This is a genomic window from Bradyrhizobium sp. CCBAU 25338, from assembly GCF_028128965.1.
GTDB lineage: Bacteria > Pseudomonadota > Alphaproteobacteria > Rhizobiales > Xanthobacteraceae > Bradyrhizobium > Bradyrhizobium liaoningense.
Genome location: NZ_LFKY01000034.1, coordinates 261304 through 283989, shown reverse-complemented (window position 1 = coordinate 283989; position 22686 = coordinate 261304). Strand labels below are relative to the sequence as shown.

At 64.9% G+C, this 22686-nt stretch carries 17 protein-coding genes; 9 read left to right on the top strand and 8 right to left on the bottom strand.

Going from position 1 to position 22686, the window contains the following annotated elements; translation table 11 throughout:
• Window positions 1–238 precede the first annotated feature (238 nt).
• The 3 genes from ACM42_RS15200 to ACM42_RS15190 all read left to right on the top strand — a co-directional run bounded on the left by ACM42_RS15200 (window position 239) and on the right by ACM42_RS15190 (window position 6471).
• Window positions 239–1933 carry a methyl-accepting chemotaxis protein gene (locus ACM42_RS15200; protein WP_271528688.1) on the top strand — a complete coding sequence of 565 codons (1695 nt, stop codon included), beginning with the start codon at window positions 239–241 and terminating at the stop codon, window positions 1931–1933.
• A 169-nt stretch (window positions 1934–2102) separates the two neighbouring features.
• The gene (locus tag ACM42_RS15195; RefSeq protein ID WP_271528687.1) at window positions 2103–5282 is read left to right on the top strand and encodes an efflux RND transporter permease subunit; all 3180 of its coding nucleotides are present in this window, start codon (window positions 2103–2105) and stop codon (window positions 5280–5282) included.
• Window positions 5269–6471: an efflux RND transporter periplasmic adaptor subunit gene (locus ACM42_RS15190; RefSeq protein WP_271528686.1), complete on the top strand. Its 1203-nt coding sequence runs from the start codon at window positions 5269–5271 to the stop codon at window positions 6469–6471. Before ACM42_RS15195 ends, ACM42_RS15190 begins: the two co-directional genes overlap by 14 nt.
• A gap of 132 nt (window positions 6472–6603) precedes the next feature.
• On the opposite strand, the gene ACM42_RS15185 is transcribed toward ACM42_RS15190, so the two are convergent.
• Both ACM42_RS15185 and ACM42_RS15180 read right to left on the bottom strand, forming a co-directional pair.
• Window positions 6604–8109 carry an acetyl-CoA acetyltransferase gene (locus ACM42_RS15185; protein WP_271528685.1) on the bottom strand — a complete coding sequence of 502 codons (1506 nt, stop codon included), beginning with the start codon at window positions 8107–8109 and terminating at the stop codon, window positions 6604–6606.
• 135 nt (window positions 8110–8244) lie between these two features.
• Window positions 8245–9378 carry a nitronate monooxygenase gene (locus tag ACM42_RS15180; protein WP_271528684.1) on the bottom strand — a complete coding sequence of 378 codons (1134 nt, stop codon included), beginning with the start codon at window positions 9376–9378 and terminating at the stop codon, window positions 8245–8247.
• Between the two features lie 252 nt (window positions 9379–9630).
• Between ACM42_RS15180 and ACM42_RS15175 the strand changes: the two genes are divergently transcribed.
• Together ACM42_RS15175 and yghU are read left to right on the top strand one after the other, a co-directional pair.
• Window positions 9631–11286 carry a flavin-containing monooxygenase gene (locus ACM42_RS15175; RefSeq protein ID WP_271528683.1) on the top strand — a complete coding sequence of 552 codons (1656 nt, stop codon included), beginning with the start codon at window positions 9631–9633 and terminating at the stop codon, window positions 11284–11286.
• Window positions 11287–11467: 181 nt separating this feature from the next.
• The gene (gene yghU / locus ACM42_RS15170) at window positions 11468–12343 is read left to right on the top strand and encodes a glutathione-dependent disulfide-bond oxidoreductase (protein ID WP_028178342.1); all 876 of its coding nucleotides are present in this window, start codon (window positions 11468–11470) and stop codon (window positions 12341–12343) included.
• 73 nt (window positions 12344–12416) lie between these two features.
• Here the strand turns inward: yghU and ACM42_RS15165 are convergent, their stop codons facing one another.
• The 4 genes from ACM42_RS15165 to ACM42_RS15150 all read right to left on the bottom strand — a co-directional run bounded on the left by ACM42_RS15165 (window position 12417) and on the right by ACM42_RS15150 (window position 15953).
• Window positions 12417–13034 (bottom strand): flavin reductase family protein, encoded by a 618-nt coding sequence (locus ACM42_RS15165; RefSeq protein WP_271528682.1) that lies wholly within the window; start codon window positions 13032–13034, stop codon window positions 12417–12419.
• A 65-nt stretch (window positions 13035–13099) separates the two neighbouring features.
• The gene (locus ACM42_RS15160; RefSeq protein WP_271528681.1) at window positions 13100–14377 is read right to left on the bottom strand and encodes an acyl-CoA dehydrogenase family protein; all 1278 of its coding nucleotides are present in this window, start codon (window positions 14375–14377) and stop codon (window positions 13100–13102) included.
• A gap of 285 nt (window positions 14378–14662) precedes the next feature.
• On the bottom strand, window positions 14663–15043 hold the full coding sequence (locus ACM42_RS15155) for a VOC family protein (RefSeq protein WP_271528680.1): 381 nt from the start codon (window positions 15041–15043) through the stop codon (window positions 14663–14665).
• A gap of 130 nt (window positions 15044–15173) precedes the next feature.
• A complete protein-coding gene (locus ACM42_RS15150) occupies window positions 15174–15953 on the bottom strand; it encodes an SDR family NAD(P)-dependent oxidoreductase (RefSeq protein WP_271528679.1) in 780 nt (259 codons plus the stop codon).
• Between the two features lie 179 nt (window positions 15954–16132).
• Between ACM42_RS15150 and ACM42_RS15145 the strand changes: the two genes are divergently transcribed.
• The 3 genes from ACM42_RS15145 to ACM42_RS15135 are packed head-to-tail and all read left to right on the top strand — an operon-like array spanning window position 16133 to window position 18285.
• The gene (locus tag ACM42_RS15145) at window positions 16133–16921 is read left to right on the top strand and encodes an enoyl-CoA hydratase/isomerase (protein WP_271528678.1); all 789 of its coding nucleotides are present in this window, start codon (window positions 16133–16135) and stop codon (window positions 16919–16921) included.
• On the top strand, window positions 16918–17904 hold the full coding sequence (locus ACM42_RS15140) for a phosphotransferase family protein (protein ID WP_271528677.1): 987 nt from the start codon (window positions 16918–16920) through the stop codon (window positions 17902–17904). Before ACM42_RS15145 ends, ACM42_RS15140 begins: the two co-directional genes overlap by 4 nt.
• 3 nt (window positions 17905–17907) lie before the next feature.
• Entirely contained in the window at window positions 17908–18285 is a 378-nt protein-coding gene (locus tag ACM42_RS15135; RefSeq protein ID WP_271528676.1) for a DUF6285 domain-containing protein, read from the top strand.
• Window positions 18286–18534: 249 nt separating this feature from the next.
• On the opposite strand, the gene ACM42_RS15130 is transcribed toward ACM42_RS15135, so the two are convergent.
• Window positions 18535–19314, bottom strand: coding sequence for an enoyl-CoA hydratase-related protein (locus ACM42_RS15130; protein ID WP_271528675.1), 780 nt, complete (start codon window positions 19312–19314; stop codon window positions 18535–18537).
• A gap of 213 nt (window positions 19315–19527) precedes the next feature.
• Here ACM42_RS15130 and ACM42_RS15125 point away from each other — a divergent pair, with 213 nt between their 5' ends.
• Complete coding sequence (locus ACM42_RS15125; protein WP_271528674.1) at window positions 19528–20802, top strand: acyl-CoA dehydrogenase family protein; 1275 nt, start codon at window positions 19528–19530, stop codon at window positions 20800–20802.
• A 143-nt stretch (window positions 20803–20945) separates the two neighbouring features.
• Here the strand turns inward: ACM42_RS15125 and ACM42_RS15120 are convergent, their stop codons facing one another.
• Window positions 20946–22523, bottom strand: coding sequence for a fatty acid--CoA ligase (locus tag ACM42_RS15120; protein WP_271528673.1), 1578 nt, complete (start codon window positions 22521–22523; stop codon window positions 20946–20948).
• Window positions 22524–22686 lie beyond the last annotated feature (163 nt).

Here is a 22686-nt window from a genome sequence, read left to right as displayed (position 1 = left end):
TGCGTAAAGCGCGGTCCATCTATCAAGCCCCCGAGCGGCGCCGAAAGCGCCGCTCTTCCTTTCGGTAGCATGATGTCGCTTGAAGGAAGCATTCTGCGCCTTTGCCAGTAATCTTACGGGCGCGCCGTTTCATGGACGGTTAAACTGAATTTACGAATGTTGGGCGAGGGCAGCCCAGCAAGGGGCGGGGTTCCCATTGAAATGATTTCACACTGAATCGGTCTTTTTGGGGGATCCGATGCGCAAGAATTTTCCGGTCACGGCCGTCGAATATCCCGTCAGTGACGAGACGCTGATCGTTTCGCGAACCGATCTCAAGGGCAAGCTCACCTACTTCAATGAGGATTTCATTGCCGCTGCCGGTTTCACGTCAGCGGAACTCATGGGCCAGCCGCACAACATCGTCCGCCACCCCGACATGCCGCCGGAGGCGTTCGACAATCTCTGGGACACGCTGAAGGCCGGCAAGCCCTGGCTCGGCGCAGTGAAGAACCGTCGCAAGAACGGCGACTTCTACTGGGTGCTGGCGACGGCCTCGCCGATCCGCGAGAACGGTCAGGTCAAGGGCTATACCTCGATCCGCACCAAGCTGCCGGCCGACCAGCGCAAGCTCGCCGAGGAGGTCTACGCTGCAATCCGCGAGAAGAAGCCGCATGGCTATCGCATCGACGCCGGCATCATCCGCCGCCGCTCGCTGCTCGACCGCTTCAGCATCTTCACCGGGACGCTGAAGGCGCGCCTGGTCACGACGATGGTGCTCCAGGCGCTGTTCATGCTCGTGCTCGGCATCGGCGGTGCGCTCTCCACCGGCGGCTCGACCGGTCTGATCCTGTCGCTGCTGGCTGTCGTCGGTGCCGCCATCGTCGGCTTCACCGGCCTTGCAACCATGCGTGCGATCGGGGGGCCGATGCGGCAGCTCAATGACACTTTGATCAACCTCGTGCAGGACAAGTTCGACAACCGCATCGTGATCGAGCGCGACGACGAGATCGGCGAGGCGCTGCGCAACCTTCAAACCGTGCAAACCATCATCCGCTTCAGCCGCGACGAGGTGCAGGCGGTGCAGCGCCGGGCCGAAGGACAGCGCAAAGCCGACATGACGAAGCTTGCCGACGGTTTCGAGGCCGCGATCGGCGAGATCGTCGAGACCGTGTCGTCGGCCGCAACCGAGCTCGAGGCCTCGGCCTCGACGCTGTCCTCGACCGCGGGCCGGGCGCAGGAATTGGCGACGGCGGTCGCGACCGGCTCGGAAGCAGCGTCGACCAATGTCCATTCGGTCGCTTCGGCCGCCGAAGAGATGTCGTCCTCGGTGCGCGAGATCGGCCGGCAGGTGCAGGATTCCTCCCGGATCGCGAACGAGGCGGTCAGTCAGGCCCACGCGACCACCGAACGTGTCAGCGAATTGTCGCGGGCCGCATCGCGGATCGGCGACGTCGTGGAGCTCATCAACGCGATTGCCGGCCAGACCAACCTGCTGGCGCTCAATGCCACGATCGAGGCGGCGCGCGCGGGCGAGGCCGGTCGCGGCTTCGCGGTGGTGGCCTCCGAGGTCAAGGCGCTGGCCGAGCAAACGGCCAAAGCCACCGGCGAGATCGGCCAGCAGATCGGCGGCATTCAGGCGGCGACGCAGGATTCCGTCAGCGCCATCGGCGAGATCAGCGGCACCATCGCGCGTCTGTCGGAGATCGCCTCGGCGATCGCAGCGGCCGTCGAGCAGCAGGGCGCGGCGACGCAGGAGATCGCGCGCAACGTTCAGGAAGCGGCCCGGGGAACGCAGCAGGTGTCGTCCAATGTCGGCGACGTCCAGCGCGGTGCGTCCGAAACCGGCTCGGCGTCGTCGCAGGTGCTGACTGCGGCGCAGATGCTGTCGCGTGACTCCAACCGCCTCAAGCTCGAGGTCGGCAAGTTCCTGAACTCGGTCCGCGCCGCCTGAGGCGCGCGGCCGCATGGCTGCGATGTCGGTTTCGCAGTGCGGTAGCAGGGAAGTGAATGCGGGATAGCCGGCGGGGATTAGCGTTTCCGGCGGTGCTCAGGTAAAGGGGGAAGGGGATCGCCGTGGGGGCGGATTCCATATCCTCGCTTGACCTGGAATTGCCTGGCGCATGATTGCTCTGGTCCGTATTGCCCTGAGCCGGCCTTATACATTCGTGGTGCTGGCGCTGCTGCTGCTGATTATCGGACCGCTCGCGGCGCTGCGAACCCCGACTGACATCTTCCCGGATATCCGTATTCCCGTCATCGGCGTGGTCTGGCAGTACACCGGGCTGCCGCCGGACCAGATGTCCGGCCGCATCACCACCCCGTTCCAGCGCGCGCTGACGACCACGGTCAACGACATCGAGCATATCGTCGCCAATTCCTACAACGGCTTTGGCATCATCAAGATCTTCTTCCAGCCCAACGTCGACATCCGTACCGCCAACGCGCAGGTCACCGCGATCTCGCAGACGCTGCTCAAGCAGATGCCGCCGGGCGCGACGCCACCCTTGATCCTGAACTACTCGGCGTCCACCGTGCCGATCATTCAGGTGGCCCTGTCGGGCGACGGGCTCACCGAGCAGAATCTCGCCGATATCGGCATCAACCAGCTTCGTACGCCCTTGGTCACGGTGCCGGGCGCGGCGATTCCCTATCCGTTCGGCGGCAAGCAGCGCCAGGTCCAGATCGACCTCAATCCTACCGCGCTCCAGGCCCGCGGCCTCTCGGGCCAGGACGTCGCCAACGCGCTGGCCGCCCAGAATCTGATCACACCGGTCGGCACCCAGAAGATCGGCCAGTTCGAGTACAACATCCAGCTCAACAACTCGCCGCTCCGGATCGACGAACTCGGCAATCTGCCGATCAAGACCGTCAACGGCGCCATGGTCTATGTGCGCGACGTCGCCACGGTGCGCGATGGCAATCCACCGCAGACCAACATCGTCCATGTCGACGGCAACCGCTCGGTGCTGATGATGGTGCTGAAGGCGGGCGCGACCTCGACGCTCGATATCATCGCCGGCATCAAGCAGAAGGTCATCGACGTCAAGGATCAGCTGCCCGACGCACTGAAGATCGGCTTCATCGGTGATCAGTCGGTGTTCGTTCGCGGCGCGATTCAAGGTGTCGCCTTCGAGGGCGTGATCGCGGCGTTGCTCACCAGCGTCATGATCCTGCTGTTCCTCGGCAGCTGGCGCTCGACCATCATCATCGCGGTCTCGATCCCGCTGTCGGTGCTGGGCGCCATCATCATGCTGTCGGCGATCGGCGAGACGCTGAACATCATGACGCTCGGCGGCCTCGCGCTCGCCGTCGGCATCCTCGTCGACGACGCCACGGTCACGATCGAGAACATCAACTACCATCTGGAGCAGGGCAAGCCGGTCGAGCAGTCCATCCTCGACGGCGCCAACCAGATCGTGACGCCGGCCTTCGTTTCGCTGCTCTGCATCTGCATCGTGTTCGTGCCGATGTTCTTCCTCACCGGCGTCGCGCGCTTCCTGTTCGTGCCGATGGCGGAAGCCGTGATGTTCGCGATGATCTGGTCGTTCATCCTGTCGCGCACGCTGGTGCCGACCATGGCGAACTATCTGCTCAAGGCGCATGTCCATCACGAGGGCGGGCCGCCGAAGTCGCGCAATCCGCTGGTCTGGTTCCAACGTGGCTTCGAGACGCGGTTCGAGCGCATCCGCGGTGGTTATCGCGGCCTCCTTGGCCTGGCGTTGGCGCACCGGCCGGTGTTCGTCATCGGTTTCATCTGCATCGTCGGCGCGTCCTTCGCGCTGGTGCCGTTCCTCGGCCGCAACTTCTTCCCATCCGTCGATGCCGGCAACATCCTGATGCATGTCCGCACCCAGGTCGGCACCCGAGTCGAGGAGACCGCGAACCAGCTCGCCGATGTCCAGAAGGCGGTGCGCAAGCTGATCCCGGGCGAGATCGAGACCATGACCGACAACATCGGCATGCCGATCTCCGGCATCAACATGACCTACAACAACACCGGCGTGATCGGCCCGCAGGACGGCGACATTCAGATCAAGCTGAAGGAAGGCCACAAGCCGACCGAAGAGCATGTCCGCGTGCTGCGCGAGCAATTGCCGCGCCTGTTTCCCGGCGTGAGTTTCGCGTTCCTGCCCGCCGACATCGTCAGCCAGATCCTGAATTTCGGCGCGCCGGCGCCGATCGACCTGCAAATCCGCGGCGCCAATGTCAGCGCGAATTTCGCTTATGCCAACAGCCTGCTGGCGAAGGTCCGCAAGATTCCCGGCGTTGCCGATGCGCGCATCCAGCAGTCGCCGAACAACCCGACCTTCAACATCGATGTCGACCGCACCCGCGCGCAATATGTCGGCCTGACCGAGCGCGACGTCACCAACAGCCTGGTGGTCAATCTCGCCGGCTCCTCGCAGGTGGCGCCGACCTACTATCTCAACCCCGATAACGGCGTGTCCTACTCGATCGTGATGCAGACGCCGCAATACCAGATCGACTCGCTCAGTGCGCTGCAGACCCTGCCGATCACCGCGGCCGGCAACGCGCAGTCGCCGATTCTCGGCGGCATCGCCGACATCAAGCGCTCGACCTCGAGTGCGGTCGTCTCGCAATACGACATTCAGTCCATGGTGCAGATCTTTGCGACGACCTCGGGCCGCGATCTCGGCGCGATTGCCACCGACATCCGCCAGCTGATCGCCGACACCGCCAATGAGGTGCCGAAGGGCTCGTCCGTGGTGCTGCTCGGCCAGGTGCAGACCATGAACAGCGCCTTCACCGGCCTGCTGTTCGGCCTGCTCGGGGCCGTCGTGCTGATCTACTTCCTGATCGTCGTGAACTTCCAGTCCTGGTCCGACCCGTTCGTGATCATCACCGCGTTGCCGGCCGCGCTCGCCGGCATCGTCTGGATGCTGTTCATGACCGAGACCACGTTGTCGGTGCCGGCGCTGACAGGCGCCATCATGTGCATGGGCGTTGCCACCGCCAACAGCGTGCTCGTGATCTCCTTTGCCCGCGAGCGTTACGAGGACCTCGGCGATCCCATCGCCGCCGCGCTCGAAGCCGGCTTCGTCCGGTTCCGCCCGGTGCTGATGACCGCGCTCGCCATGATCATCGGCATGGCGCCAATGGCGCTGGGGCTGGGGGAGGGCGGCGAGCAGAATGCACCGCTCGGCCGCGCCGTGATCGGCGGCCTGATCTTTGCAACATTCGCCACGCTGATGTTTGTTCCCGTGGTGTTCAGCATGGTTCACAAGAAACAAGGCGCCAAAGCCGCCGCCTCATTGGAGACTCCGCATGTCGCCCACTGAACCCCGCTCCCCGGTGTCGCACCGGAAACTGGGCATCTTCGGCGTGGTGGCGCTGATTGCGGCAGGCCTTGTCGTCGGCACCGGCATCCGTGCCCGCGAGGAGCAGGGCTCCAAGCTGAAAGAATGGACCGACGACCAGGCCGTTCCCAGCGTGGCGGTGACGCTGCCCAATGCCAAGGACCTCAATGCCACCATCGAGCTGCCGGGCCGGCTGGAAGCCTACTACCGGGCTCCGATCTTCGCGCGCGTGTCGGGCTATTTGAAGAGCTGGAGCGCCGACATCGGCGCGCGCGTCAAGGCCGGCCAGGTGATTGCCGAGATCGAGGCGCCCGATCTCGATCAGCAGCTGCTGCAAGCCCGCGCCGACCTCGCCAGCCAGCAGGCCAGCGCCAGGCTGTCGGAAGCAACGCTGAACCGGCGCAAGACGCTGGTCGCCTCCAACTTCGTCTCCGCGCAGGAGATCGACGAGCGCACTGCCGATCTCTCCAACAAGAAGGCCGCCGTCAATTCGGGGCAGGCCAATGTCGAGCGGCTGGAAGCGCTCGCCGGCTACAAGAAGATCACAGCGCCGTTCGACGGCGTCGTCACCGCGCGCGACACCGACGTCGGCGCGCTCATCAATGCCGGCGGCGGCTCGGGCCCGGCGATGTTCGTGATCTCGGACATCACCAAGCTGCGCGTCTACGTCAACGTGCCCCAGAATTACGTGCCGGCGATCAAGATCGGGGCCAAGGCGATCATCACGCTGCCGGAATATCCCAACCGGACTTTTCAGGCGACGGTGGAGGCTTCATCGCAGGCCGTCGACGTCGCCTCCGGGACGACGCGCATGCAGCTCGGGCTCGACAATTCCAGAGGAGAGTTGATGCCCGGCGGCTATGCCAGCGTGAAGCTCAGCCTCCAGCGCGACTCCGCGCCGCTCAGCATCCCCGCCAGCGCCCTGATCTTCAACGGCAGCGGCCTGCGCGTCGCGACGGTCGGTGCGGACGACAAGGTGCTGTTCAAGCCGGTCACCATCGCGCGCGATCTCGGCCGCGAAATCGAGCTCGCGTCGGGTATCGCGCCGGACGATCGCGTCATCGCCGCCCCGCCGGATGGTCTGTCGGATGGCGACGCGGTTCGCGTCGTCGGGGCCGGCGCCAAAGGCAAGCCGGCAACGGCGTCCGAGAAGCAGGCGCCGAGGAGCTAGGACGGTCCGTGCCCCGGACGCAGCGCACCACGAAGTGGTGCGCTGCTGAGCCGGGGCCCATCTCTCCTCGAAGCTGGATCCCGGCTCTGCGGAGCGGCACTTCGCGCCGCACCGCGTCCGGGACACGAGAGCTTACGCCAGCCGCCACTCCGGCACGCCATCCGCGGTCATCGCGATCTCGCCGATTGAGCCGACCGGCGTGCGATCCATGTCGAGCAGGTGCGCCAGCGTCGCCGCATCGCTCGCCGGAATCCGCGCCAGCGTGCGCCGGTCATCTTCGGTGCGCAGCATCACCACGCCGTGCTCGACATCGCCGCCGCGCCCATAGAGCACCGTAAAGCTCTCGACCTTGCCTTTGCCTCCGGCTTCGGTGACGAACTCCGGCACCGCGCGCTTGTTGCGGTCGGCCTCGGCCTGCACGCTCGTCTCCTGAATCAACGCTTCGCGTGGCGCCGTCTTCGAAACAACGAGCGCATGGTGCTTGGTGACGAAGCCGCCCTGGCCGTAGAGCAGGCCGAGCCCGGCGCCGTCGCGCAGCCGCCGCACCATCGCGCAGGCCGCATGCGTCATGTAGGTGTTGAGCGGCGCCCCGAAGAAGGTGAGCCCGCCGGTCACGGTCGGCTGCACGTCCGCGCCCAGGCCAAGCGTCCGCCGCGCCATCTTGGGCACGCAGGGGAAGCAGCTATAGAGCTCGATCGCGTCGAACTGTCTGCCGTCGCCGCCGGCGAGGTCCATCACGGCCTTCAGCACCGCGTTCTGCGGATGGCTCTCGTAGAACTGGTCGCGCAGGAGATAATCACGCGGTTCTTCGGCCGAGGCGCCGCCGAGCGGGTAGACCAGCCTGTTCTCGGGAATCCCGGCCGCGCGCGCCTTGGCAAGGCTGGTGAGCAGCAGCGCGCCTCCCATGTTGACGCTCGGGTTGGCGACCATGAGCTTGTTGTAGGGCCAGGCGATCAGGCGGTTGGCGGCGGTCGGCGTCGTGATCTCTTCAGGCGCATAGCGCCGCTTCAGCCAGGCATTCGGATTTTGCGCGGCGGCTTCCGAATAGCGCGACCACAGCACACCGGACTCCGCCATCGCCTCACGCGGCGTCTGGCCCCAATGCGCGGAGGAGGCCGCCTCATAGAACGGATAGACCGTGACGGGGCGGAATACGCCGAGCTTGACCGCCAGCGGCTTCTGGAACGCCGCGCCGCGCTTGGGCTCCTCGACATCATGCGCGAACGGGGTCCATGGCAGCTTGACGCTCGCACGTTCCGCCTTGGTCGCGGTCGACTGCGCCTCCGCCCCGCAGACTGCCGCGACGCTGCATTCGCCGCGTGCGATGCGCTTTGCCGCCTCGTGGATATAGCGGATCGGGCTCTCGCCGCCGACCGGACCGTAATAGCAGTGCGCAGGCGCGATCCCGAGCCGTTGCGCCAAAAGCTGCTCCGGATCGCGATAACGCCAGCTCAGGAAGTTGACGACGTCGAGCGACTGCACCTCGCCGAGCAGTTTTGCGCCCGCATCGGCCTCGGCGCGCCGGAGCGCCTGTTCGAGCAGATCGAGCGGTTCCAGGCCTTCCGTGATCTCCTTGGGGCGGTCGACGATCTCGCCGATGCCGACGATGACGGGGATGCGGTCTGGGGAAATTGTCATTGTTCTTGCTTCTTCTCTCTCAGATATATTCGACCTCATCCAGGAGCCTGCGAAGCAGGCGTCTCGAAGGATGGGCCGCGGGCTCTCATGGTTCGAGACGGCGCTTGCGCGCCTCCTCACCATGAGGGTCTGCACCTACTCCGCCACCAGCGCATTCATGTGCTCGACGGCCTCCGCAAACTCTTCCTTGAACTCCTGCACCACGCTGCCTGCCGACTTCACGCTGTCGACCAGGCCGACGCCCTGGCCGACGAAGTAGCTCACGAGATCGCGCGCTTTGGCGTTGCCGCCTGCCGCCGCGCGGTCGATCGAATGGAAGGCGTCGCGGCTGATGATGCTTTGCAGCGGCATCGGCAGCGCACCGGGGCTTTCGGGCGCACGGTCCCAGGCATCGGTCCAGACCGAGCGGAGTTGCCGGGCCGGCTTGCCGGTGCGGCCCTTCGAGCGCACGGCGTCGCGCGAGGAGGCCGCGATCATCTTCTCGCGAAAGATCTCCGTGGTCTCCGCCTCGACGGTCGCAAGCCACACCGAGCCTGTCCAGGCGCCGGCCGCGCCCATCGCCATGCAGGCGGCCATCTGCCGTCCCGTCATGATGCCGCCGGCCGCCAGCACCGGCACGTCGCGGATCGTCTTGATTGCCTTGATCACCTCCGGCACCAGCACCATGGTCGAGACCTCGCCGCAATGGCCGCCGGCCTCGGTGCCCTGCACCACGAGGATGTCGACGCCGGCTGCGACCTGGCGTAGCGCGTGCTCCTTGGCGCCGACCAGTGCCGCAACGGGGACGCTGTGTTTCCTGCCCATCTCGATCATCGCCTTCGGCGGCACGCCCAGCGCGTTGGCGATCAGGCGGATCGGATGACGAAAAGAGACTTCGAGCAGCTCAAGCGCCGTCTTCGCATCGAACGGCTGCGGCTGGTCGTCCGCGACCTCCGTGGTGGTGAGTTCGATGTCGTACTTCTTCAGGAGATCGCGCGTATAGTTGCGATGCTCTTGCGGTACCCGCGCTTCCAGGCTCTTCCAAGTGACGTCCTTCTCGCCCGCGGTCGAGATGTTTTCGGGGATCAGCACGTCGATGCCGTAGGGCTTGCCGTCGACATGCGCGTCGATCCATGTCAGCTCGCGTTCGAGCGTCTCCGGCGTGTGCACGGTCGCGCCCAGCACGCCAAAGCCGCCGGCGCGGCTGACGGCGGCAACGACGTCGCGGCAATGGCTGAAAGCGAGCAGCGGGAACTCGATGCCCAGCATGTCGCAGATCGGCGATTTCATGACCCTCTCCCGGCAGCAGCCTTCGCGTTGCTGTTCTTGCTTTGCGTGCGAAGCCGCTCGACGCTAGCGCATCGCCATCCGCGATGCCAAGCAGGATTTGGTCGCGCATCTTGCGTGCAGGCGCCGCGAAGCGGACGAGCCATTCCGCTGCATAAAATAAGCGGCCCAGAGCCGCCCGATTTGCCTCTTGCGCTTTCGAGAGCGACAGCAAATGCTGGCTGATAACAACAGAAAATCAGGGAGCGCCAGCCAATGTCGTCAGCGCAATCGAACCCGGCCCGCGCCGCCGAAGCTTACGACGTGGTCGTCGTCGGCGCCGGCTTTGCCGGCCTGTACATGCTGCATCGCCTGCGCGGGCTCGGCTTCTCCGCACGCGTCTACGAGCAGGGCGGCGGCGTCGGCGGCACCTGGTACTGGAATCGCTATCCCGGCGCGCGCTGCGACGTCGAGAGCATGCAATATTCCTACTCGTTCTCCGAGGAGCTCCAGCAGGAATGGGACTGGAGCGAGCGCTATGCGCCGCAACCAGAGATCCTGAAATATGCCAACCACGTCGCCGACCGCTTTGATCTGCGCCGCGACATCCAGTTCAACACGCGCGTCGAGCGCGCCGCGTTCGACGAGTGCGCGACATGCTGGTCGGTGACGACCTCGGACGGCAAGACGGTCGAAGCCAAATTCGTCGTGCTTGCCACAGGTTGTCTCTCGAACGCGCGCAAGCCGGACATCAAGGGCCTGGAGAGCTTCAAGGGGCCCGTCTACCACACCGGCAACTGGCCGCATGAAGAGGTCGACTTCACGGGCCTGCGCGTTGGCCTGATCGGGACGGGATCATCGGGCATCCAGTCGGCTCCCATCATCGCCGAGCAGGCGAGACATCTCACGGTGTTCCAGCGCACCGCGAATTTCTCCGTTCCCGCCCGCAACGCCGCGCTCACGTGTGAGGAGCGCAGCGCGTTCCGCAAGAACTATCCGGAGATCCGTCGCTTCGCCCGCAAGGTCGCCCGCAATGGCATCTATACCGAACATCCAGATCGTGGCGCGCTCGATGACAATGACGATGTCAGGCGCGCCAAGTATTCGGCGCGCTGGGAGCGGGGCGGGCTCACCTTCATGTATGCCTATAACAATCTCGGCCTCGACCGGGCCGCGAACAACACCGCGGCGGATTTCGTGCGCGGCAAGATCGCCGAGATCGTGAAGGATCCCGGCACCGCGAAGCTGCTTCAGCCGAACAGCCACCCGATCGGCACCAAGCGCATCTGCGTCGACACTGATTATTTCGCGACCTTCAACCGGCCCAACGTTTCGTTGGTGGACATCAAGACCAATCCGATTCAAGAGATCACCGCAAATGCCATGCGTGTCGCCGGGAAGGACCACGAGGTCGATGCGCTGGTGCTGGCGACCGGCTTCGACGCCATGACCGGCTCGGTCGCCAGGATCGACATTCTGGGCCGCGGCGGGCAGACGCTGAACCAGAAATGGGCGGAAGGCCCCAAGACCTTGCTCGGCCTGATGAGCGCGGGCTTTCCGAACCTCTTCATCATCACCGGGCCCGGCAGCCCGTCGGTGCTCTCGAACATGATCGTGTCGATCGAGCAGCATGTCGACTGGATCGCCGAGTGCCTGACCCACATGCGCATGCGCCGCCTCACGACGATCGAGGCGAGCGGGGAGGCCGAGGACAAATGGGTCGCGCACGTCAACGAGGTCGCCGAGGGCACGCTCTATCCGCAGGCCAATTCCTGGTACATGGGCGCCAACATCCCGGGCAAGCCGCGCATCTTCATGCCCTATATCGGCGGCGTCGGCGTCTACCGGCGGATCTGCGACGAGGTCGCGGCGAAGGGATATGAAGGATTTGTGATGGAGCACGGGCAGCAGCCGCAGGCGGCGGCGTCCTAGATGACGCTCGTCATTCCGGGGCCGCGGAAGCGAGAAACCCCGGCGCCCCGGAATGACGTCGGGGAGGGGGTGCCATGACGAAACGTAGAGTTGCCCCGCCGGGCAATGCATTTCCGGGGCCTTGTCATCGGCCGTTCGCGGTCTAATTAATGCAGACGCATCTTTTTGCCGGAGTCCTCGCATGACCGACGCCCCCGCCTACGTGCCGCCCAAAGTCTGGACCTGGAACAAGGAGAATGGCGGGCAGTTCGCCAGTATCAATCGCCCGATCGCCGGCCCGACCCACGACAAGGAGCTGCCGGTCGGCAAGCACCCCTTGCAGCTCTATTCGCTGGCGACGCCGAACGGGGTGAAGGTGACGGTGATGCTGGAGGAGCTTTTGGCGCTCGGCCACAAGGGCGCTGAATACGACGCCTGGCTGATCAAGATCGGCAACGGCGATCAGTTCGGCAGCGGCTTCGTCGATATCAATCCGAACTCGAAAATCCCGGCGCTGATGGACCGCTCCGGTCCGGAGCCGATCCGCGTGTTCGAGTCCGGCTCGATCCTGTTCTACTTGGCCGAGAAGTTCGGCGCCTTCCTGCCGAAGGACATCAAGACACGCACCGAGGCGATGTCCTGGCTGTTCTGGCAGATGGGCAGCGCGCCCTATCTCGGCGGCGGCTTCGGCCATTTCTATGCGTACGCGCCGTTCAAGATCGAATACGCCATCGATCGTTTCGCGATGGAGGTCAAACGCCAGCTCGACGTGCTCGACCGCCGCCTCGCCGACAACGAATATCTCGCAGGCAAGGAATACACCATTGCCGACATCGCGGTGTGGCCCTGGTATGGCGCGCTCGCCAAGGGGCTGGTCTATGGCGCTGGCGAATTCCTTTCGGTGCAGGACTACAAGAACGTGCAGCGCTGGACCGACCAGATCGCCAAGCGCCCAGCCGTGAAGCGCGGCCGCATGGTCAACCGCATCTCCGGCGATCCCGCCAGCCAGCTCCACGAACGCCACGACGCGAGCGATTTCGAGACCAAGACACAGGACAAGCTCGCGCCTGCGACGTAAGGCGGCGCGCTCTTTCTTCACCTCGCCCCGCTCGCGGCAGGGCGAGGGGCGCACCTCGTGCGCAGCGCGACGGCTACTTCCCCTTCACGCCCTCCGCCGCCGGGAACACCACGCGATCATCAGTACGGCAATAGCGGTCGGCGAACATGCGGCCGATCGGGTGATAGCGGTCCATGTGCACCCGCATCGCCTCGGGATCCCACAGCTCGTCGCGGATGTGGAAGTGGATGCCCTCGCCCATGATCAGGCGGCGATCGTCGTTGACGTCGATCAGCTTCCAGAGCTTGCACTCCATCGCCCACGGCGTGTCGGCCAGTCGCGGCACGGCGATGCTGGTCGATGGCGCGAGCTTTAGCCCGAGATAGTCGGGCTCGCCGATCTCAGGCGGAAAATCGCCGCTGCTCTCGTGCATCGCTCTTGCCAGCGGCTCGTCGGCGAGGTTGACCACGAACTCGCCGGTCCGCTGGATGTTGAGGAACGTGTCCTTGTCCTGACCGTTCGGCTTGCGGTTGGCCGCGAACATGCAGAGCGGCGGATCCTCGCAGAAGGCGTTGAAGAAGCTGAACGGGGCGGCGTTGACCACGCCGGTCGGCCCGAGCGAGGTCACCCACGCGATCGGCCGCGGCAAAATGAAGGAGGTCAGCACCTTGTAGCGCTCGCGTGGCGTCAGGTCGCTGGCGGCGTAGTCCATGATGGCTCCGTGCGAGGTCTTTGCCTCTCCCCGCAAGCGGGGAGAGGTAACAGAGAGAAGGCGGATCACGCCATGCTCAACTCGTGCCGTCCGACCACCATCCAGTGCACCTCGTCCGGACCGTCGGCGAAGCGCAGGTGACGCACGTCCTGATACATTTCGGCGAGCGGGGTCCAGTGCGAGATGCCGGTGGCGCCATGCATCTGGATCGCCTGGTCGATGATCTTGCAGGCGCGCTCCGGCACCATGGCCTTGACCATGGAGACCCAGACGCGGGCTTCCTTGTTGCCGAGCACGTCCATCGCCTTGGCAGCCTTCAGCACCATCAGCCGCATCGCCTCGATCTCGCAGCGCGCCTGTGCGATGATCTGCATGTTGCCGCCGAGATGGGCGATCTTCTTGCCGAAGGCTTCGCGGGTGAGGCCACGCTGCACCATGAGGTCGAGCGCCTTCTCGGCCTTGCCGATGGTACGCATGCAGTGATGGATGCGGCCCGGTCCGAGGCGGAGCTGCGAGATCTCGAAGCCGCGGCCTTCGCCGAGCAGGATGTTCTCCTTCGGCACGCGCACGTTGTTGAAGCGCATATGCATGTGGCCGCGCGGGGCGTGGTCCTGGCCGAACACGTACATGGGGCCGAGCACTTCGACGCCGGGCGTGTCGCGCGGCACCAGGATCTGCGACTGCTGCTTGCTCGGCGCTGCATCCGGATTGGTCTTCACCATCACGATCAGGATCTTGCAGCGGGGATCGCCGAGACCGGAGATGTAGTATTTCTCGCCGTTGATGACCCATTCGTCGCCGACGAGCTTGGCCGTGGTCGAGATGTTCTTGGCGTCGGAGGAGGCGACGTTCGGCTCGGTCATGACATAGGCCGAGCGGATCTCGCCGTTGAGCAGCGGCTTCAGCCACTTCTCCTTCTGCTCCTTGGTGCCGACGCGCTCCAGCACCTCCATGTTGCCGGTGTCGGGCGCTGAGCAGTTCATGGTCTCGGACGCCAGCGGGCTCTTGCCGAGCTCGGCCGCGATATAGGCATAGTCGAGATTCTTCAGGCCCTGGCCGGTCTCGTCATCGGGCAGGAAGAAGTTCCAGAGACCTTCCTGCTTCGCCTTGTTCTTGGCCTTCTCCAGCACCTCGAGCTGCTTCGGCGTGAAGCTCCAGCGATCCTCCTTGCCTTCGCCCGCCTTGGCGAACTCGATCGACATCGGCTCGACGGTGTCGCGGATGAACTTCTTGACGTGATCATAGAGCGGCCGGACCTGATCGGACATCCTGAGGTCGTTGAGCTCGTCGCCGGGATTGAGGGTGTAGTTGGTGGTGCGGGGAATGTAGGCGTGTTTTGTCATTGTTCCTCCCGGAGCGCTAGCATTGTGCTGAACGCGAGAATAGTCGCAGCGCCGTCAAAGTGCGAGCGCGCTTTTGTCACGCGAGCCATGCCACGCGATGCAATATCGCGAGGTCGTTTGAAATGTTGTTTGAATGATGCCGAAGGTTGGATGTGCCCGCGCCACAACTGTCATCGCCCGACTTGATCGGGCGTTCCAGTATTCCAGAGACGGTCGTGATTGAACCGAGAGGCCGCGGCGTACTGGATGCCCCGGTCAAGCCGGGGCATGACAGCGGTGGCTTAGTCAGTTCGGCATGCGGTGCATCGCGCAGATCTTGTTGCCGTCGAGGTCGCGCAGGTAAGCCAGATACAGCTTGCCGCCCGGGCCCTGGCGAATGCCGGGCGGATCCTCGATCGATGTCGCACCGGCGGCGACTCCGGCCTCATGCCATTTGTCGACCTGCTCGGGTGAGTTGCAGGCAAAGCCGATCGTGCCGCCATTGGCGCAGGTCGCCGGTTCGCCGTTGATCGGCTTCGACACCGAGAACACGCCGGTCTTGGTGATGTAGAAGATGCGATGGCCGTCGACCCTGGCCGGCCGCACTTCGAGCGTGCCGAGCAGCTGGTCGTAGAATGCCTTGGCCTTGTCCAGGTCGTTCGTGCCGATCATGACGTGTGAGAACATTTGCCCATTCCCTTCTGCGCTCACAAACCAGAAACCGTAGGGTGGGCAAAGCGCAGTGTGCCCACCACCACACTCGCAGATGCTTGTGATGGGCACGGTGCAAGAGCGCCGCTGCCCACCCTGCGAGATCTCAAAACGCCGTATAGCCGCCGTCGATCACGAACGTATCGGCGGTGTGATACGACGACGCCTTGCTCATCAGATACACCGCGATGCCGCCGAAATCGGATGCCTCGCCGAAGCGCCGCATCGGAATGCGCGGCATGACGTTGGCGACGAACTTGTCGTTGGCCATGAGTCCTGCCGTCATGTCACTCTTGATCCATCCCGGCAGGATCGCATTCGCGGTGACCCCGTGGCGCGCCAGCTCGACGCCGAGTGCGCGCACCAGCGCGTTGATCGCCGCCTTGGTCGCCGCATAATGCTCGTTGCGCGCAGTGCCGAAAATCGAGGCGAGGCTCGAGGTCGCCACGAGACGGCCGAAGGGATCGCCGGCATTGGCGCGCTCGGTCATGTGCTTCGCCGCGGCCTGGAACGCGTGGAACACGCCGTCGAGATTGGTCGCGAACATCGTGCGCCATTCCTCCTCGGTGCGCTCGATGAAGGCGCGCCGGCCGCCGCCGCCGATGCCGGCATTGGCGAAGCAGCCGTCGACCCGGCCGAACGTATCGAGTGTCGCCTTCATCGCGGAATTGACCGAGGCCGGGTCGGTGACGTCACAGACGCGGGTGTCGACCTTGCCGGCAAGGCCGGCCATGCTCGCGGCAGCGGTCTTGTTCTTGTCGGCATTTCGGCCCCAGATCGAGACGTTGCAGCCCTGGGCCGCGAGCGCCTGCGCAATGCCGAGCCCGATGCCGCCATTGCCGCCGGTGATCACGGCCACGCGGCCGGAGAGGTCGAAAAGGTTCATGCGCGTTTCCTGTCCTTGGCAAGACTTCCTGGCATGAGCAGCATCAGCCGCTGCGCACAAGATTGCTTGCTATGCTGCGATCACCATGGACAAGGTCGCGACAAAAATCAAATATGCGGCCCGGCAAAAGTAAATTCCGGTCTGCGAAACTGACTCGGGCCGCAACTGACGAGGAAACCATGCAGTTCAAACACGTCACGCTCGATTTCGATGGCGCGGTCGCGATCCTCAAGCTCGACCATCAGGAGGTGATGAACGCGGTCTCCGTGGACATGCTGGGCGGTCTTGCCGAGGCGCTCGATGCGATCGAGGAGAAGAAGGACGAGGTGCGCTGCGTGGTACTGACCGGCGCAGGCCGCGCCTTCTGCACCGGTGCGAATCTCCAGGGCCGCAACAACCAGTCGAAGAAGACCAAGGCCGGCCTGACGCTGGAGACCGGCTTCCACCCCTTCCTGCGCCGCATCCGCAATCTGCATTGCCCGATCGTCACCGCGGTCAACGGTCCCGCCGCGGGCGCCGGCATGAGCTTCGCGCTGCTCGGCGACATGATCCTGTGCGCGCGCTCGTCCTATTTCCTGCAAGCCTTCCGCCGCATCGGCCTCGTGCCGGATTGCGGCTCGACCTGGCTCTTGCCGCGCCTCGTCGGCCGGGCACGCTCGATCGAATTGTCGCTGATGGGTGAGCGCCTTCCGGCCGAGAAGGCGCTGGAATGGGGCCTCGTCAACCGCGTCTACGATGACGGCGTGCTGATGGAAGAGGCGATGAAGCTCGCGCGCGAGCTCGCCAGCGGCCCGACGGTCGCACTGTCCCTGATCCGCAAGCTCTATTGGGACAGCCCGGAAAATTCCTTCGAGGATCAGCTCAATCTCGAGTTCCAGTGCCAGCTCCGTGCCGGCGACACCCAGGATTTTCGCGAGGGCGTCGGCGCGTTTCTCGAGAAGCGCCCCGCGCAGTTCAGGGGCAAATGATCGAGGACGAGCTCTCGCGCAGCGTCGGGCGCTGGTGCAGCGGGGCGACCGGCGTCACGGGCGCGGCCAAGCTGTCCGGCGGCGCCAGCCAGGAAACCTGGCGCTTCGATATCGTGCATCCTGATGGACCGATCGGCGCGATCCTGCGCCGCTCGCCGAAGGGCTATGGCGCAGCACCAACGCGCGCCGCGGGTCTTGCCGCGGAAGCGCAGCTGATGCAGCTCGCCTATGAGGCCGGCGTGCCGTCACCGCGCGTGATGCATGTGCTCGTGCCGGAGGACGATCTCGGCACCGGCTTCATCATGCAGCGGGTCGAGGGCGAGACTATCGCGCGCAAGATCCTGCGCGACGACGAATACGCCACGGCGCGGCCGCTTCTGGCGCGGCAGATCGGCGGCATTCTTGCGGCCCTTCACAGGCTGCCGCAGGACGGATTGCCCGAGCTGCGCAGCCGGGGTGCGACCCAGGAGATCGCCGAGTTCGAGCGCGACTATCGCAGCCTGAACTGGCCCAAGCCCGTGTTCGAACTGGCGCTGCGCTGGCTGCGCGACCACGATCCCGGTCCCGCGGCCGAGACCACGCTGGTGCATGGCGATTTCCGCAACGGCAATCTCATCATCGGCGCCGACGGTGTGCGTGCCGTGCTCGACTGGGAGCTCGCCCATCTCGGCGATCCCATGGAGGATCTCGGCTGGGTCTGTGTGAACTCCTGGCGCTTCGGGGAGATCGACAAGCCGGTCGGCGGTTTTGGCACACGCGAGGAGCTGTTCGCCGGCTACGAGGCGGCGGGCCGAAAAGTCGATCCCGAGCGCGTCAAGTTCTGGGAAGTGATGGGCACGCTGCGCTGGGGCATCATGTGCGGCGGCATGATGCAGCGATTTCGCGAGGGCCCGGACCATTCCATGGAGCGGGCCATGATCGGCCGCCGTGCCTCCGAGACCGAGATCGATCTGTTGCGGCTGCTGGCGCCGCGCGGGAGCTGACGCATGCAGGACGAACCGACACCGATCGAGCTGACGAAAGCGGTCGCCGATTTCCTCCGCAACGACATCGCGCCGCTGATCTCCGGCCACCAGGCCTTCAAGCTGCGCGTTGCCATCAACATCCTCGATCTCGTGACGCGGCAACTGACGCGGGAGGAGGGGAGCGATGCTGCGGAAGTGGAGCGCCTGCGCGCGCTGCTCGGCATCGACGGCTCGGTGACGGAGCTCAATCGCGCACTGGCCGAGCGGATCGCCAAGGGCGAAATGGATCTCGCAACGCCGGGACTAGCCGAGCACCTCTGGGCCACCACGATGGACAAGCTCGCCGTCGACCAGCCCAACTACGCCTCGTACAAGCGGGAGCTATCGCGAGGCGGTTAAGCCTCTCCCCGTCATTGCGAGGAGCCCTTGCGACGAAGCAATCCAAACTGCCTCTGCGGCGCGATTCTGGATTGCTTCGCTGCGCTTGCAATGACGATGTTGAGACGGCTGCGCCACTCTCTCCTCCGTCATTCCGGGGCGTCGCGAAGCGACGAGCCCGGAATCCATTCATCCACCGTCTCTGATGTTCGATGGATTCCGGGCTCGCGCCCAGGCGGGCGCGCCCCGGAATGACCGCGCAAAGCGCGGTCACTTCCCCGCCCATTTCGGCGGCCGCTTCTCCGAGAACGCCTTCGGGCCCTCGATGTAGTCCTGCGAAGCGACCATCGCCTTGACCGCCGGATACTCGCGCTGGTCCTCGATCGCCTGCTCCAGCGACACCCCAAGCCCCCTCTGGATCGCCTGCTTCGAGGCCCGGATCGACATCGGCGAATTCTTGGCGATCATCTCCGCCCAGCGCAGCGCGGCCGCGAGCGCCTCGCCCTGCGGCACCACCTCGTTGACGAAGCCGAGCTCGAGCCCTTCCCTGGCGCTGACATGGCGCGCGGTGAGGATCATGCCCATGGCGCGCTTGAGCCCGATCTGGCGCGGCAGGCGGTGCAGGCCGCCGGCGAGGGCGGCGAGGCCGACGCGCGGCTCGGGCAGGGCGAAGGTCGCGTTCTCCGACGCAATGATCAGGTCGCAGGCGAGCGCGATCTCGAAGCCGCCGCCCATCGCGACGCCATTGACCGCAGCGATGATCGGCTTGTCGCAGTCGAACCGCGAGGTCAGGCCGGCAAAGCCGCCCTTGTCCCAGCCGCGCTTGCCGCCCGCCGCCTGCCACTTCAGGTCGTTGCCCGCGCAGAACGCCTTGTCGCCGCTGCCCGTGACGATGGCGATCCACTGCTCGGGGTCCGCGGAAAAATCGTCAAACACCTTCTGAAGCTCGAAATGCGCATCGGTGTGCAGCGCGTTGTAGACCTCGGGCCGCGACAGCGTGACGATCGTGATCGGCCCCTTGCGTTCCACCTTTGAGAATTTCAGCTCCATCGCGCGCTCCCGCATTTTCTCGTGAAGGAATATTTGACGACATACTACCGCGCGCTGGCGGCAGAGCACCATCGAATTGCGCAATGCGCCTTGCGCGCGCCACACGCCTCGGCTTGCTTGACTTGCACGCGCTCTTCTCACCTTAATCGTGCGAAGCATGAGTGCGCCTAGCGCCTTAACGCAAAACGACAAAATCAATCCGGGAGAGAAGCTTTGGATTTCTCATTGCCTGCCGATCTCGTCGCCTATCTCGGAGAGCTCGACCGTTTCATCGAACGAGAGATCAAGCCGCTGGAAGAGGCGGACGACAATATCCGCTTCTTCGACCACCGCCGCGAATGGGCACGTACCGATTTCGAGAATGGCGGGCTGCCGCGTCACGAATGGGAAGCGCTGCTGCGGAAGGCCAAGGATCTCGCCGACGCTGCCGGCCATCTGCGCTTTCCGGTGCCGAAGCAATATGGCGGCAAGGACGGCTCCAACCTCTGGATGGCCGTGATCCGCGAGCACTTCGCTGCAAAGGGGCTCGGCCTGCACAACGATCTCCAGAACGAGCACTCCATCGTCGGCAATTTCCCCGTCGTCACCATGCTCGACCGCTATGGCCGCGATGACCAGAAGGCGATGATCGACGGTTCGATCAAGGGCCAGTACCGCATCACCTTTGGCCTGACCGAGCCGCATCACGGCTCGGACGCGACCCACATGGAGACGCGCGCGGTGCCGGCGACGCGGGACAACGTCAAGGGCTGGATCATCAATGGCGAGAAGATGTGGACCACCGGCATGCACGTCGCGACGCACTGTGCGCTGTTCGCGCGCACGAGCGGCAATGACGGCGATGCCCGCGGCATCACCTGCTTCCTGGTGCCCGCGAAGAGCCATGGCGTGAAGGTCGAGGAGTACATGTGGACCTTCAACATGCCGACCGATCATCCGCGCGTCAGCTTCACCGACGTCTTCGTGCCGGAGGATGCGCTGTTCGGCGAAGTCGGCCGTGGCCTGTCGCTGGCACAGTGCTTCGTGCACCAGAACCGCATCCGCCAGGCGGCGAGCTCGCTGGGCGCGGCCGTCTACTGCATCAATGAGAGCGTCAAATACGCGCGCGAGCGAAAACCGTTCGGCAGGGCGCTCGCCGAGAATCAGGCGATTCAGTTCCCGCTGGTCGAGCTCGCGACGCAAGCCGAAATGCTGCGCCTTCTGATCCGCAAGACCGCCTGGGAGATGGACCAGCTCACCGAGGAGCAGGTCGAGCGTACGCTGTCCGACCGCGTCTCCATGTGCAACTACTGGGCAAACCGCCTCTGCTGCGAATCCGCCGATCGTGCCATGCAGGTCCACGGCGGCATGGGCTATTCACGCCACAAGCCGTTCGAGCACATCTACCGCCACCACCGCCGCTACCGCATCACCGAAGGCAGCGAGGAGATCCAGATGCGCAAGGTTGCGGGATTCCTGTTCGGCTATATGGGGCCGGGGAAGCACTGAGACTTGCGCGGATCTCTCCGCACGGTCGTCCATAACCCCAGGGAGCGGTTTGGGGCGAGCCGGGCATTCCAAGTCTTCGCAAAACCACTTCCTGTGATTGGGTCCCGGGTTCGCGCTACGCGCGCCCCGGGACGACAGCGGGGCTAATTCACCCTTCGATCCTTCCCCGCCCAATAGGGCTCGCGCAATTGCCGCCGCAGGATCTTGCCGCTCGGATTCCGCGGCAGCGCCGGCAGGAACTCCACGCTCTTCGGCGTCTTGTAGCCGGCGATGCGCTCGCGGGTGAAGTTGATGATGTCGGTGGCGGTCGCCTGCTTGCCCGGCTTCATCACCACCACCGCCTTCACCGCCTCGCCCCATTTGTCGTCGGGCACGCCGATGACGGCAGCTTCGGCCACATCAGGATGGTCGCACAGCGCGCTCTCGACCTCGGCGGGGTAGATGTTCTCGCCGCCCGAGATGATCATGTCCTTGATGCGGTCGTGAATGTAGAGATAGCCGTCCTCGTCCATGTAGCCGGCATCACCGGTGCGCAGCCAGCCGTCACTGCGCAGCGTCGCAGCGGTCGCTTCAGGCAGGTTCCAGTAGCCCGCCATGTTCGAGCCCGAGCGCGTTGCGATCTCGCCGACCTGGCGCGGCGGCAGCGGCTTGCCGTCCACGTCCAGGATGGCGATCTCGACGCCCGGCAGTGCCTTGCCGGCCGAGCGCATCCGCTCGAGCCCTTCGACGTGATCCTCCGGCGGCAGCGCGACGATCGTTCCTGTCGTCTCGGTCATGCCGTACATCTGCACGAAGCCGCATTTGAAGACCTCGATGCATTCCTTCAGTAGCGCCGCGGGAATCGGCGAGGCGCCGTAGAGCATGTATTTCAGCCGCGAGAAATCCACGGTTCTCGCGCGCGGCTGCCGCACCACGAACTGCATCGCCGCCGGCACCATGAACAATTTCGTGATGCCCGATTGCTCGAAGAAGTCCAGAACCTTGGTCGGATCGAACTCGCGCGCGATCACGCCGCGGGCGCCGTGATAGAGTCCCATCACGCCCCAGCCGGAGCCGCCGATGTGGAAGATCGGCATCGCGACCAGCGAGACGTCGTCGGTCGACCACCGGTTCCACTCCGGCCTGTCCTCGGCATTGCCTGTCTGCACCAGGTTGAGGAAGTTCGCGTGGCTCAGCATCGCGCCCTTCGGCTTGCCTGTGGTGCCGGAGGTGTAGAGCTGGATCGCGATGTCCCTGGTGTCGATCGGCACCTTCGGATCGTTCCCGCTCTGCGCATCGCGCCAGGCCGTAAAATCCTGCCATTCCGGCGCGCCGCCCTCGGTGGTGATGATGGTGCGCACGCCCGGCAGCCGGTCCCTGATCTGGCGGACCAGCGTGACGAACTCCGGCCCGACGAACAGCACCGGCGCCCTGCAGTCGTCGACGATGAAGGCGACTTCGGGCCCTGCGAGCCGCCAGTTCACCGGCGCCATGACGACGCCGGCTTTCATCGCGCCCATCAGCAGCTCGAAATAGAGATCGCTGTTCTTGCCGAGATAGGCGATGCGGTCGCCCTTCTTCACGCCCATTGCAAGAAGTGCGTTTGCGACCTTGTTGGTCTTGATATCGAACTCTGCAAAGCTGGTGGTGCGGCCCTCGAACTCGTAGGCGATGGCGTTGCCGCGGCTCTTCGCGCGCTCGCGCACCATGTCGGCGAGATTCGCCAATGGCTGTGTGGACATGTTTCTCCCGTGACGTCTTGTTTTTTGTGCCTGGGAGTGTGGCGTCATCCGCAAACAAAGACAATACGAGAGAGGGCACACTGTCGTCCCGGACAAGCGCAGCGAAGCGGAGCGCAGATCCGGGATCCATAGCCACAGGAAGTTGTTTGGCGAGTCTCGGAGT